Raw genomic sequence first — 13,804 nt, forward strand, 5'->3', positions numbered from 1 at the left:
ATAGGCTGCGGCTGCGGCGTTCCGGGGGCGGTCGATGGGCGGATTGCGCGGCGTTTCGGCGCGGCGTCGGGTCGGGGTTCGCAGGCGGTACTGAAAACGAAAAAGGGCCGGCAATGCCGGTCCTTTTCCATCACTCGAAACGCATCAGGCGTCAGGCGTTGCCGTCGGTACGTCCAACGTCGGCGTCTCGCCCGGTGGCAGTGCATCGATGTCGTCTTCACTGCTGTCAACGATCGAGCCGTCCACGCGCTCGATGCCTTGTAGGCGCTCGTCCTTGGACACGCGCATCAGGGTCACGCCCTGCGTGTTGCGGCCGACGCGTGCGATCTCCGAGGCGCGGGTGCGCACGAGCGTGCCGCCGTTGGAGATCAACAGCACCTCGTCGTGGTTGTGCAGCAGCACCGCACCGACCAGCGGACCATTGCGTTCGGTGGTCTGGATGCCGATGACGCCCTGCGTGCCGCGACCCTTGCGCGGGTATTCCGACAGCGGCGTGCGCTTGCCGTAGCCGTTCTCGGTCGCGGTGAGGATGTACGGAATATCGTCGCCCGCACCGGTCTCGACCGCGACGTCGCCGGCCGTCGCTTCGATCGTCGTGTCTTCGACGGTGTCCTCGGACTCGTCCTCGATGCCGCCCGCGCTCTCGGACACGATCAGGCTCACCACCTGCTCGCCCTTGGTCAGGCGGATACCGCGCACGCCACCGGCGGTGCGGCCCATCGAACGCACGCGGTCTTCGCCGAAGCGCACCGTCTTGCCGTTCGACGCGAACAGCAGCACGTCCTTGTCGCCGTCGGTCAGGGCCACGCCGATCAGCGCGTCACCCTCATCGAGGCGGATCGCGATCTTGCCGCGCGCCAGGCGATAGGCGAACTCGGTGAGCGGCGTCTTCTTGACCGTGCCCGCGCGCGTGGCGAAGAACACGTACTGGCTTTCCAGGTACTCGCGCACCGGCACGACGGCCTGCACTTTCTCGTTCGCTTCCAGCGGAATCCAGTTGATGATCGGACGGCCGCGCGCATTCGGGCCGGCGTCGGGCAACTGGTGCACCGGCAGCCAGAACACACGGCCGGCGCTGGTGAACGTCAGCAGCGTGTCATGCGTGTTGACCAGCCACAGCTGCTCGATGAAATCCTCGTCCTTCGTCGCTGCCGCATTACGACCGCGACCACCGCGCTTCTGCGCGCGATAGGCGCTGACCGGCTGGCGCTTGGCGTAGCCCGAATGCGACAGCGTGACCACCACATCTTCGGGCGCGATGAGGTCGAGGATGTCGAGATCCTCTTCGCTGGCGCGGATCTCGCTGCGACGCGCGTCGCCGAATTCTTCCTTGACGTTGCGCAGTTCGGTGCGGATCACGTCCAGCAGCACGTCCGGGTTCTCGAGAATTTCGATGAGGCCGCGGATCGTTTCCAGCAGCAGCTTGTACTCGTCGGTGAGACGGTCCTGCTCCAGCCCGGTCAGGCGGTGCAGGCGCATCTCGAGGATCTGCTGCGCCTGGACGTCGGTCAGCTGGTAGTGACCGTCGATCAGGCCCACACCATCGGGCAGATCTTCCGGACGCGAGGCCTCGGCACCGGCCGCGCCGAGCAGCGCGCCCACCAGGCCCGCTTCCCAGCGCTGGGCGAGCATCCGCTCCTTGGCGACCTGCGGATTCTCGGACGTCTTGATCAGCTCGATCATCTCGTCGATGTTCGCGAGCGCGACCGTCAGGCCTTCGAGGATGTGCGCACGGTTGCGCGCCTTGCGCAGTTCGAAGATCGTCCGGCGCGTGACCACTTCGCGGCGGTGACGAACGAAGGCTTCGAGGATCTGCTTGAGGTTCAGCAGCTGCGGACGACCTTCGACGATCGCCACCATGTTGATGCCGAACACCGACTCCATTTGCGTCTGCGAGTAGAGGTTGTTAAGCACCACATCCGCGGAATCGCCGCGCTTGATTTCGATGTAGATGCGCATGCCGTCCTTGTCGGACTCGTCGCGCAGTTCGCTGATGCCTTCGAGCTTCTTTTCCTTGACCAGTTCGGCGATCTTCTCGATCAGCCGGGCCTTGTTGACCTGGTAGGGAATCTCGGTGACCGCGATCGCCTCGCGGCCGTTGTCGGCCACTTCGATCTCGGCGCGGGCGCGCATGCGCACGCGACCGCGACCGGTGCGGTAGGCGATGTGGATGCCACCGACGCCATTGATGATGCCCGCAGTGGGGAAATCGGGGCCTGGAATGAATTCCATCAGGCCATCGATATCGATCTCGGGATTGTCGATCAGCGCGATCAGCGCATCGATCACTTCACTGAGATTGTGCGGCGGAATATTGGTCGCCATGCCGACCGCGATACCGGCGGAACCGTTGACCAGCAGGTTTGGGAACCGGGTCGGCATGACCGTCGGTTCGCTTTCCTTCTCGTCGTAATTGGGCTGGAAATTGACCGTTTCCTTGTCGATGTCGGCCATCAGCTCGTGGCTGAGGCGCGCCATGCGCGACTCGGTGTAACGCATCGCCGCCGCGGAGTCGCCGTCGACCGAACCGAAGTTGCCCTGGCCGTCGACCAGCATGTAGCGCAGCGAGAACGGCTGGGCCATGCGCACCAGCGTGTCGTACACCGACTGGTCGCCGTGCGGGTGGTACTTACCGATGACGTCACCGACGATACGCGCCGACTTGAAGTACGCCTTGTTGCTGTGCGCGCCGAGTTCGTGCATCGCGAACAGTACGCGACGGTGGACCGGCTTGAGGCCATCGCGGACGTCGGGGAGCGCGCGCCCCACGATCACGCTCATCGCGTAATCGAGGTAGCTGCGGCGCATCTCGTCTTCGAGGTTGACGGGGATGATTTCTTGCGCGGAATCGACCATCTAGAGGGTTTGCATCCTGTCTACGCGGTCCGGATTTCCGGCGCTGGGCGCAAGGCACCAACGCGGCGCGTACCGGCCGCCGGCAACGCGATCAAAACGACAGGAAATCTTAGCACAAAAGCGGTCCTCGCAGGCCGCCTTTCCGACGCAAAAACAATCACTTATGCAGTTTTCGGCCGGGGATTCCCACCGAATCCCGCGTAGGCAGCGAGCGATGCGCACACGCGTGCTCCACCGGCAGCGGGCATCAGGCCTTGAACAGCGCCTGCATCGACGCCGTGGACGGCCGCTCGACGACGCCCTGCTCGGTCACGATCGCATCGATCAGCTCCCCCGGCGTCACGTCGAACACCGGGTTCCAGGCCTGGATGCCTTCCGCCACGGTGCGCGTGCCGCCGATGCCGAACAGCTCGCCCGGATCGCGCTGCTCGATCTCGATCAGATCGCCCGACGCGGTGTCCATGTCGACGGTCGACGACGGCGCGACGACCATGAACCTGACGCCATGGTGGCGCGCGGCGATCGCCAGCTGGTAGGTGCCGATCTTGTTCGCGGTATCACCGTTGGCGCAGATGCGATCCGCGCCGACGACGATCCACTGCACCGCGCCGGTCTTCATCAGATGCGCGGCTGCCGAGTCGGCGATCAGCGTCGCGTCGATGCCGTCCTGCTGCAGCTCCCACACCGTCAGGCGCGCGCCCTGCAGCCACGGCCGCGTCTCGCCCGCGAACACCTTGCCGATGCGCCCCTGCGCCATGCCGGCGCGGATCACACCCAGCGCGGTACCGAAGCCTGCCGTCGCCAGCGAGCCGGTGTTGCAGTGGGTCATGACGCCACTTCCAGGCGCGATCAGTTCGGCGCCGAGCGCGCCCATGTGCCGGTTCGCCGCGAGGTCTTCTTCCGCGATCGCCTGCGCCTCACGCGCCAGCACTTCGCGCCAGTCGGCGCCCGAGGTCACCAGCACACGCCGCATCCGCGCCAGCGCCCAAGCCAGATTCACCGCGGTCGGACGCGCGGCATTGAGCCGCTGCAACGCAGGTTCGAGTTTCGCCAGTGCAGCCGTCCCGTCCTCGGCCTCGATATCGCGCGCACCCAGCACCGCGCCCCACGCCGCCGCGATCCCGATCGCCGGCGCCCCGCGCACGGTGAGGTCATGGATCGCCTGCGCGACCTCGTCGCTGGTGGTGCAGGACACGTGCTCGACGACGAATGGCAGCTTGCGCTGGTCGAGCAGATCGAGCGTGTCGCCGGTCCAGAGGATGGGGCGGATGTGGTCGTAGCGGTCGAAATCGAGGGGAGATGTGTTCATGGGGCCATTGTAAATCGGGGATGCTGGATTGCTGTTGGCGGAAGTGGGTGCCGAGTTCTCGCTGCGATCGCCGCTCTCCCGCCCTGCCCGCCAGCACGTTCAGCAGAGAGTGCGACGAGTTAGCGAGACCCGTCATTCCCGCGAAAGCGGGAAACGCTTCTTCAACGGCGCGTAGCGCCGGTCATCCATTTTGATGTTGGCGTCCGCTTTGGCATTGGCATTGGCATTGGCTTTGGCTGTGGCTTCCAGCTCTTGATCCGAATCGAGCCGTAGAGCGAGCCGAGCACCGGAGCCTGACGTGGCCGTAGAGCAGCCCATGTCTGAGCGCAGCGAGTTTGGGCTGCGTGCCGCGTCTGGAGAGGAGCACAGGGCACCGATGCGGCTTCATCGCATCGGCTCGCGTCCGGCGAAGACGGTTTTGCTTACTTTTGCCAAGACAAAAGTAAGCCGCGCGACAGCGCGGAAGCCCTGTCCTTGATCTTCGCTCTTACGATTGATCTTTTGCTTCGAACAATTAGTTCGCGAAGCGACGCGCGAAGAATCTTAAGCAAGTGCACGGCTCTCGCCCGCTGCGCGTGCGAGTCCCTTTTGGACGGACCCAAAAGGAACCAAAAGGTCCCTTCGCCGGACGCGATCCGCCGCGATACAGCCGCGGCGGTCCCCTGCGCTTCTCGGACGTCGGGGCACGCAGCCCAAACTCGCTGCGCTCAGACACGGGCTGCTCTACGACCCCGCCGCCCTGCGATGCTCGGCTCGCTTTACGGCTCGATTCAAATCAAAAGCCTGGAGCCAAGACAAGCCAGAGCAGAGCCAAAGCTAAAACCAAAGCCAGAACAAGGGCCAACCCAGAACCCAGATCAAGATGGATGCCTGCGTTCGCGGGCATGACGACGATGCGTTCTGGTGAAGTTCCGGAACCGCGCGAGCGATTACGCCCGCACGAAATCGAACGCGATCACATCAGCGATGCGCCCCGTCCCGAGCATCGCCATCATCAGGCGATCGACCCCCAAGGCCACGCCGGCGCAATCCGGAAATCCGGCATCCAGCGCATCCAGCAGGGCTTCATCGATCACCGGCAATGCATCACCGCGCGACCCGCGCACCGCATGATCCCGCTCGAAGCGCGCGCGTTGCTCCGCGCCATCGGCCAACTCGTAATACCCGTTCGCGAGTTCCAACGCACCGAGATACAGCTCGAAACGTTCGGCCACCTGCACGCCGTCCCGCTCGGCGATGCGCGCGAGCATGCATTGCGAGGCCGGGTAGTCGTGGACGACGAGGATCCGGTCGGCCGGGTTCGCAGGCTGGATGCGATGCGTCATCAACAGGTCCAGCCAGTCGTCGCGAGTCAGGCCTTCGGGGCCGATCTGGACATCGCCGAGCGCGGCCTGCAGTTCGGTGTCGGCGGCGGTAATCGGGTCGAGACCCAGGGTGTCGAGGTACAGGGCGCGATATGTGGTCTGCATCACCTCGACGCGCCGACCGACGATCTCCAGCGCGTCCTGTACCAGCACAACAGTTTCGTCGGCGAGTTGATGTTGATCCCACCCAACGCGATACCACTCGAGCATCGTGAACTCGGGATTGTGGCGGCCGCCCGCCTCGCCGTCGCGGAACACGCGGCCGAGTTCGTAGCAGTCGCCGAAGCCGGCGGCGAGCAGGCGCTTGAGTGGGAACTCGGGCGACGTGCGCAGCCAGCGCGTGCGTGGGCCGGCCGACACATGCCCACCGAACTCCGTACGGAAGCTGGCGACGTTCGGGTCGGTGTTGCCGGCCTGCGACAGCATCGGCGTCTCGACTTCGGGCACGCCACGCTCCGCGAAGAACGTGCGCAATGTCGCGTTGAGGCGTGCGCGCAGGCGCAGGGTGTCGAAGCTCGCCGACGGTTGCATCGACACGTTCACGCCTGCGATTCGAGAAATGCGAGCAGTGCGGCTTCGTCCCAGATCTCGATCCCGAGTTCCTGCGCCTTCGTCAGCTTCGAACCGGCAGCTTCACCGGCCACGACCAGCGAGGTTTTCTTCGACACGCTGCCCGCGATCTTCGCGCCCAGCGCTTCAAGTCGTTCGCCGGCCTCGTCGCGGGTCATCGCCTCGAGACTGCCGGTCAGCACGACGGTCTTGCCGTCGAGCGGACCGCTGGTCTTCACCGTTTTGGCCGGCGCCGCATCGAGCAGGCGCCGCATCGCGGCATCGCTCGCGCGGAGCGCAGCCAGTGCATCCGCATTGGCCAGGAACGCCGACAGGTTGTCCGCGCCCGCCGACGAAAGCCCGGCGCCGGTCCAGCCGCTCGCATTCGCACGCAGCAGCGCATCGAGCGTGCCGTAGGTGTCCGCGAGACGCTCGGCGCTCTTGCCGCCCAGCTTGTCGACAGGCAGCGTCGACAGCAGATGGGCGAGCCCCAGACGCTCGCGCAGCGCGGCCGACGGTGCGGTTTCGTCGTTGAAGGTGATGCCCGCGGCGAGCAGCGCATCGACGACCTCGATGTTGCCCGGCTGCTCGAAGAACGTCGCGATCGAACGCGCGACCTCGCCGCCGATGTCGGGCAGGGCCTGCAGCAGCACGGCGGGCGTCGTACGCACGAAGTCGAGCGTGCCCAGCCACTGCGTGAGCGACTTGGCCGTCGTCTCGCCCAGATGCGGAATGCCCAGCGCGAACAGGAAGCGCGGCAGCGTGGTGCTGCGGCTGGCGTCGATGCCGGCGACGAGATTCTCCGCCCACTTCGTCGCGAGCTTGCCACCGGTCTCGACCGTCAGATGCGCACGCAGGAACGCCGCGTCCTTCCACACCGGCGACTCCTGCGCCAGCACCGCTTCGCCCTCGCCGTCGAGCGCGAGTGCGCCCTTGCTGTCGGCGATCGCCTGCGCGAGATCCGCCGCGGTCACCGCATCGAGCGCGGTCTTCATCCGCACCAGATCCTCGACCGTCAGCGAGAACAGATCGGCCGGCGAATGCACGAAACCGAACTCGACCAGCGCTTCGGCCTGCTTGTCGCCGAGGCCTTCGATGTCCATCGCGCGCCGCGACGCGAAGTGGCGCACGGCTTCCTTGCGCTGCGCCGAGCAGGTCAGGCCACCGGTACAGCGCCAGGCCGACGCACCCTCCTCGCGCACGAGCTCGGAGCCGCAGACCGGGCATGTTGCCGGCATCGTCCATTCGACCGTATCTGCGGGACGCTGCGCTTCGATCACGCGCACGATCTCGGGAATCACGTCGCCGGCGCGGCGCACGATCACCGTGTCGCCTTCGCGCGCGTCCAGGCGGCGGATCTGGTCTTCGTTGTGCAGGGTTGCGTTGGTGACGGTGACACCGGCGACCTGCACCGGCTCCAGCCGCGCGACCGGCGTGATCGCACCGGTGCGACCGACCTGCACCTCGATCGCACGCAGCACGGTCGACTGCTCCTGCGCGGGAAATTTGTGTGCCAGCGCCCAGCGCGGCGCGCGCGAGACAAAACCCATCGTCGCCTGCTGGTCGTAGTCGTCCAGCTTGTAGACCACGCCGTCGATGTCGTAGGGCAGCGTGTCGCGCGCTTCGCCGATGCGGCGGAAGTACGCGATCAGGCCGTCGAAACCGGTCGCGGTGTCGGCTTCGGGCGCGACGGGAAAGCCGAAGTCACGCAGCAGCGCGAGCGTCTCGGAATGCGTTTCCGGCAGTTCGAGTCCGCGCACCTCGCCGATCGAATACGCGAAGAATGCCAGCGGACGCCGGCGCGTGACCGCGGGATCGAGCTGACGCAGGGAGCCCGCTGCGCCGTTGCGCGGATTGGCCAGCAGCTTCTCGTTGTGGTCGAGCGCCTTCGCGTTCCAGGCCTCGAAGGCCTTGCGCGGCATGTAGATTTCGCCGCGCACTTCCAGCACCGCCGGCGGCGGCGTTGCGGTCTCGCGCAGCTTCAGCGGCACCGCGCGCACCTGTCGCAGGTTCGCGGTGACGTTCTCGCCGGTGCTGCCGTCGCCACGCGTGGCGCCCTGCACGAACACGCCATCCTCGTAGCGCAGGCTGATCGCGAGGCCGTCGAGCTTGGGTTCGACCGAGAACACCGGCGCTTCGATGTCGAGCTTCTGTTCGATACGACGCTCGAAATCGGCGACTTCGGCGTAGCGCGCGCGGTCATCGGCATCGTCCTCGACACCGGCGGTCTCGAACGCGTTGGCGAGCGACAACATCGGGATCGCGTGGGTGACTTCCGGGAAACCGCCATCGGGTCGCGCGCCGACGGTGCGGGTCGGCGAGTCGTCGCTCGCGAGTTCGGGATGCGCAGTTTCCAGTGCTTCGAGTTCACGCAACAGCGCGTCGTAATCGGCATCCGGGATCGACGGATCGTCGAGCACGTAGTAGCGATGATTGGCGTCTTCGATCAGCGCGCGCAGCTCGGCGACGCGCCCGGCGGGAGATGGCTTTGGCATGGGGGAATTGTAGGACGGTGGCGTTCCTGCGGGCGTCTCCTCTCACCCCAACCCCTCTCCCGGAGGGCGAGGGGCTCGATCAATCGAGCGTTGCGATTCAGGCCCCTCTCCCATTGGGGTCAGGAGACATGTTTGCGAGCCACTGGCTCGCATGTCTTCGAACGCCCTCGCGGCAACGCGAGGGCTGGGGCGCGCAGCGGGGGTTGGGGTGAGGGCCGCGCGATATGCCTGCAATCGCGCGCCCAGTGTCCCGGCATGCAGTTCGAACAGATGGTTGTCGAAGTCGTGGAAATACAACGACTCGCCCTCGCCTTGGATCCGCGGTCGCGGCGGAAGGATGTCCACACCCAGCGCGTCCAGTCGCGCGCGATAGATCGGCAGGTCGCCGGCCTCGACCGCGAAGGCAACATGGCGGTACGAGCGTTGCGGCAACGGTTCGCCTTCCATCACCGCGATCCACACGCCACCGAGTTCGAAGAACTTCTCGCGCGACAGCGAATGCGGGCGGTCGCCGCTGTCGTAGACCTCGCGCGCGCCCAGACCCTCGACCAGCAGGCGGGCCGTGCGGTCGAGGTCGTGGACGACGAAGGTCAGATGGCTGATGCCGGAAATCGACACCGCGCCCAACTCACCAGCGCGGGCTGCGGGTCACCGCGGGGACGTCGTGCTCGCGGTCCCAGCTGCGCAGTTCGTCGCGAAGGCCGGCGATGCGCTGGCGGCCGAGGGCGTTGCGCTGTTCGTCGAGGAGCACGCCGTCGAGCAGTTCGGCCATGCGTTCGGCGGTCGGCAGCATCGCGTCCCAGGCATCGAGCGCGCGGACCGGTGCCGGCAGGGTCAGGAAGAACGCGATCGCCGGGGTTTCGAGGCCCTGGATCTCGCTCATGTCGAAGCTGCCGGGACTGCGGATGTTGGCGACGCTGAAGATCGGGCCGCGCTCGGGATGGCCGTCGACCAGACGGTGGAACACATTCATGTGGCCGTAGGTCAGGCCGGTCTTCTCGGCGGCAACCACGATGTCCGGGCCGCGTAGCACGTTACCGGCGCGCGCGGCGATGTAGAGGGTCACGATCTTGTCGAAATCGTCGCTGGTGCGCTTGCCAAGTTCGCTGTTCGGCGAGACGGCGCCAACGGTCTGGTCGAGCAGGTCCATTTCCGCCTGCACGGCGTCTGTGTCGCCTTCGGCACGCGGCACGCCGGCTTCGCCGAGATCCTGTTCCAGCTGCGCGCCGAGCGTGGGCTCCAGGCGCTGCTCGCGATCGTCGGTGCTGGCGACGCGGCGACCCTGCCCGTTGCGCGGGCGGGTGCCGAAATACCACATGGCACCCATCAGCAGCAGGCCTGCGACCAGGATTCCGATACGCATCATCCAGTCGTCGGTCATTCGCGGTGTTCTCCTTCGGGGTCGTTCATTATGCGCAGGCGCCGGGCCTGTCGGGCATGAGGACCGCCACCGGCCAGGCCGTGCGACGGTCGCGCCACATGATGACAGTCTCTAGGCGGCGCCGGCCAGTCGCGCCGCTTCGGCCAGATCGACCGAGACCAGTCGGCTCACGCCCGGCTCACGCATGGTCACGCCGCTGAGCTGGGACGCCGCTTCCATCGTCGCCTTGTTGTGGCTCACGAACAGGAACTGCACCTGCTCGCTCATCTCGCGGACCATCGCGGTGAAGCGGCCGACATTGGCCTCGTCCAGCGGTGCGTCCACCTCGTCGAGCAGGCAGAACGGCGCGGGATTGAGCTGGAAGATCGAGAACACCAATGCGACCGCGGTCATCGCTTTCTCGCCGCCGGACAGCAGCGAGATGTTGGACACGCGCTTGCCGGGTGGGCGCGCCATGATCGCGACGCCGGTATCGAGCAGGTCCTCGCCGGTCAGTTCCAGATACGCATGGCCGCCACCGAACAGGCGCGGATACAGCGCCTGCACGCCAGCATTGACCTTGTCGAAAGTGTCCTTGAAGCGGCCGCGGGTCTCGCGGTCGATCTTGCGGATCGCCTCTTCCAGCGTGTCCAAGGCCGAGTTGAGGTCGGCGTCCTGCGCGTCGAGGTATTCCTTGCGCTGCGCGGCTTCGGCGTGTTCGGCGATCGCGGCGAGATTCACCGGCTCCAGACGGCGCAGGCGCGCGTCGAAGTCGGTGACGATCTTCTCCCAGTCCTTCGCATTCGCGGAATCTTCGAGACCATTCAACACCTCGTCGACCACGAACCCGCCCTCGACGACCTGCGCCGACAACTGGTCGGCCGCGATCACCAGCGCCTGCTGGTCGAGGCGGCGCTGCGAGATCGCTTCGCGCTGGGTCAGCGACTGCGCATCACGCTGCTGGCGGACCTGCTCGTACGTGCGCAGTTCGTTGTCCACGCCTTCCAGCGCGGAACGTGCTTCGGCCAGCGCGCGCTCGGTGCGCACGCGCTCTTCGAGTGCAACCTGGCGCTGTTGTTCCAGCGTGTCGACCGGCGAATCGCCCGTCGCCAGCTGCGCCGACAGTTCGCCGAGGCGATTGTCGATCTGGCCGCGCTGGCCGCCCATGCGCGCGAGCGCCTGGGTCAGCGAGGTGATCTGGGCGCGCTGGGATTCGATGGTCAGTGCGAGTGCGTGCGCGGTATCGCGCGATTCGCGCGCGGCCGATCGCAGCTGGTCGCGGGCCTCGACCAGTCCGCGGCGCTCGGCTTCGAGTGCACCGCGGGCGGCTTCGAACTCGCCCATGCGTTCGACCGCATCTTCCAGCCGGCCCCGCGCGTCGCGCGCCTGCTGGGCGGCGGTATCGAGGGTTTCGTGCAGCTGGGCGAGATCGGTGTCGATGCGCTCGATGCGGTTGCGCGCCGCTTCCACCCGACCCTGCTGGCTCTGCACCTGGCCGGCGAGCTCGGACACGCCGCGATGCGCGACGTACAAGGCACGCTGCGCTTCCTCACGCTGCTGCTCGACGCTGAGCAGCTGTTCGCGGCCCTGCGCGATGCGCGCCTCCAGCGTCTGTTCCTGCTCCTGCAGCGTCGCGATCGTCTCGCGCAGCGACTGGATCTCGCGTTCGCGCAGCAGCGCGCCCTGCTTCGCCGCGCCCGAGCGCGACACGCGCACCCAGCCGGCGCCGAGACGCTCGCCGCTGCGGGTGATGACCGAATCGCCATCGCCCAGGCTCGCCTGCAGCGCGCGCGCCTCGGCCAGGGTCTCGGCCACGTGCAGGCGCGCGAGCAGCCGGCGGATCGCCAGCGGGCCCTGCACCTTGGCCGCCAGCGAAGTCGGCGCGAAGGCTTCGTCGCCGGTCTCAGCCGACACCAGCGCCAGGCGGCTTTCGCCAAGTTCACCGAGCGCGTCGACCAGTTCGGCCGGCACGCCGTCGCCTTCGACAAGCACGCCTTCGATCAGCTGACCGAGCGCGCGTTCGACCGCGAATTCCCAGCCCGACTCGACCCGCAGCCGCTCGCCGACGCGCGCCGACGAATCCAGTCCGCGCTGACGCAGCCATTCGACCGCCGCGCCCTGCTCCTGGCCCAGCGCTGCGTTCTGCAGGGTTTCCAGCGATGACAGCCGGCCGCGCGCTTCCTGCGCCTGCTTGCGCACGACGGACAGCTCTTCCTGCGCGCCGCGCTGCGCGTCCTGCAGATCGACCGCCGCGGCCTTGCGCGTTTCCAGATCGTCGCCGAGCGAGTCGAGCGTGGCCTTCTGTTCGTCGTGGCGGATCTGCAGATCGGCGAATGCCTCGCTCAGCGCTTCGAGATCCAGCCCGCCGCGTTCGGCCTGCAGCTGCTCGCGGCGGCGGTCGGCTTCGAGCGACTGCTTGTCCAGGTAATCGACGCGGGTGCGCTCGACGTCACCTTCGCGCGCTGCCTCGCCCTGCTCGCGGTTGTGGGTTTCCCAGCGCGTCTGCCAGTCGGCGAGCGCGGTTTCGGCCTCGCGCAGCGTGTCCTGACGTACGGCGTCGTCGTCCTGCAGCTGCGCGAGCTGCGGTTCGGCGTCGGCGATGCTCTCGTGCAGGGTGTCGAGTCGCAGCTGGTCCTGGTCGATGTGCTCGCCGATCTCGGCCAGCTGCGCCTGCGCTTCGTCGCGGGCCTTGAGCAGGCGCGCCGACAGCTCGCGCTGGTGCTGGATCTGCTGCTCGACACGGGCCAGCGCACCGCTGACTTCGTAGCTTTCGGCCTGCGCGCGGTTAAGGCTTTCGCTGGCTTCGTGGCGACGCTCGCGACCCGTCTCCAGCTCGCGCTCGGCTTCGCGTTGCTCGGCGATGATCTGCTCGAGCTTGGTTTCTTCCTGCGACAGTCCTTCGCGCAATGCGCGCAGACGCGAATCGAGCGTGCGCCATTCCAGCGCCTTCCACTCGGCGTCGCGGATCTTCCGCTCGGCCTGGATCGCGGTGTACTGCTCGGCCTGCTTGGCCTGCCGCGCGAGGTGCTGCAGCTGCTTGCCGACTTCCTCGCGCAGATCGCTGAGGCGATCCAGGTTCTCGCGGGTGTGGCGGATGCGGGTCTCGGTTTCCTTGCGGCGCTCCTTGTACTTGGAGATGCCCGCCGCTTCCTCCAGATAGACACGCAGCTCTTCGGGCTTGGCGTCGATGATCTGGCTGATCATGCCCTGCTCGATGATCGAGTAGCTGCGCGGGCCCAGACCCGTGCCGAGGAACAGATCGGTGATGTCGCGGCGGCGGCACTTGGTGCCGTTGAGGTAGTAGCCGCTCTGCCCGTCGCGGCTGACGGTGCGCTTGACCGAGATCTCGTTGAACGCGGCGAACTCCCCGGCGATCGTGTGATCGGAATTGTCGAACACCAGTTCGACCATCGCCTGCGACACCGGCTTGCGCGCGGTGGACCCGGCGAAGATCACGTCGGTCAGCGAGTCGCCACGCAGGCGGCTGGCCGAGGATTCGCCCATGACCCAGCGCACCGCGTCGATGATGTTCGACTTGCCGCAGCCGTTGGGCCCCACCACGCCGGTCATGTTGGTCGGCAGGTGCAGCGTGGTCGGATCGACGAAGGATTTGAAACCGGCGAGCTTGATCGTGGACAGGCGCATGCGGGCTTTGGTGGCCTCTTGGCGCCCGTCAGGGCGCGATGGATGACGGATAGCGTGTCATGCGATACGCGAAATTTCCATCGCAAGCGGTTGATTCCACAAGCACGGAGCGCCGCTCGCGCGCGCAAGCGGTCAGTATAGCGAGAGTTCCGGTGAGGTGAATTCCCAACCCTTCTCCCTCTGGGAGAAGGTGCCCAAAGGGCGGATGAGGGTGCTTTGAGACCGT

At 66.8% G+C, this 13,804-nt stretch carries 6 protein-coding genes and 1 pseudogene; all 7 read right to left on the reverse strand.

The window, feature by feature from the left end; genetic code table 11:
* Positions 1-144 precede the first annotated feature (144 nt).
* The 7 genes and pseudogenes from gyrA to smc all read right to left on the reverse strand — a co-directional run bounded on the left by gyrA (position 145) and on the right by smc (position 13,578).
* Positions 145-2,856, reverse strand: coding sequence for a DNA gyrase subunit A (gyrA, locus tag LU699_RS01030; protein WP_232134789.1), 2,712 nt, complete (start codon positions 2,854-2,856; stop codon positions 145-147).
* A 247-nt stretch (positions 2,857-3,103) separates the two neighbouring features.
* On the reverse strand, positions 3,104-4,165 hold the full coding sequence (mtnA, locus tag LU699_RS01035) for an S-methyl-5-thioribose-1-phosphate isomerase (RefSeq protein WP_232134788.1): 1,062 nt from the start codon (positions 4,163-4,165) through the stop codon (positions 3,104-3,106).
* A gap of 929 nt (positions 4,166-5,094) precedes the next feature.
* On the reverse strand, positions 5,095-6,060 hold the full coding sequence (epmA, locus tag LU699_RS01040; protein ID WP_232138214.1) for an EF-P lysine aminoacylase EpmA: 966 nt from the start codon (positions 6,058-6,060) through the stop codon (positions 5,095-5,097).
* 8 nt (positions 6,061-6,068) lie between these two features.
* Positions 6,069-8,573, reverse strand: a complete 2,505-nt coding sequence (gene ligA, locus LU699_RS01045) for an NAD-dependent DNA ligase LigA (RefSeq protein WP_232149188.1) — start codon at positions 8,571-8,573, stop codon at positions 6,069-6,071.
* Positions 8,574-8,759: 186 nt separating this feature from the next.
* Positions 8,760-9,185 (reverse strand): annotated as a pseudogene (gene fosX / locus LU699_RS01050) (FosX/FosE/FosI family fosfomycin resistance hydrolase); the annotation flags it as partial.
* A gap of 16 nt (positions 9,186-9,201) precedes the next feature.
* Positions 9,202-9,954 carry a cell division protein ZipA gene (zipA, locus tag LU699_RS01055; RefSeq protein WP_232138074.1) on the reverse strand — a complete coding sequence of 251 codons (753 nt, stop codon included), beginning with the start codon at positions 9,952-9,954 and terminating at the stop codon, positions 9,202-9,204.
* Positions 9,955-10,065: 111 nt separating this feature from the next.
* Positions 10,066-13,578 carry a chromosome segregation protein SMC gene (gene smc / locus LU699_RS01060; protein ID WP_232138076.1) on the reverse strand — a complete coding sequence of 1,171 codons (3,513 nt, stop codon included), beginning with the start codon at positions 13,576-13,578 and terminating at the stop codon, positions 10,066-10,068.
* Between the last annotated feature and the right edge of the window lie 226 nt (positions 13,579-13,804).

The sequence above is a fragment of the Luteimonas fraxinea genome (assembly GCF_021233355.1).
GTDB lineage: Bacteria > Pseudomonadota > Gammaproteobacteria > Xanthomonadales > Xanthomonadaceae > Luteimonas > Luteimonas fraxinea.

What these genes read in the sequence shown, in the direction of transcription:
- zipA (WP_232138074.1), bottom strand. Translation starts at nt 9,954, where the DNA reads ATGACCGACGACTGGATGATGCGTATCGGAATCCTGGTCGCAGGCCTG.
- ligA (WP_232149188.1), bottom strand. Translation starts at nt 8,573, where the DNA reads ATGCCAAAGCCATCTCCCGCCGGGCGCGTCGCCGAGCTGCGCGCGCTG.
- mtnA (WP_232134788.1), bottom strand. Translation starts at nt 4,165, where the DNA reads ATGAACACATCTCCCCTCGATTTCGACCGCTACGACCACATCCGCCCC.
- smc (WP_232138076.1), bottom strand. Translation starts at nt 13,578, where the DNA reads ATGCGCCTGTCCACGATCAAGCTCGCCGGTTTCAAATCCTTCGTCGAT.
- epmA (WP_232138214.1), bottom strand. Translation starts at nt 6,060, where the DNA reads ATGCAACCGTCGGCGAGCTTCGACACCCTGCGCCTGCGCGCACGCCTC.
- gyrA (WP_232134789.1), bottom strand. Translation starts at nt 2,856, where the DNA reads ATGGTCGATTCCGCGCAAGAAATCATCCCCGTCAACCTCGAAGACGAG.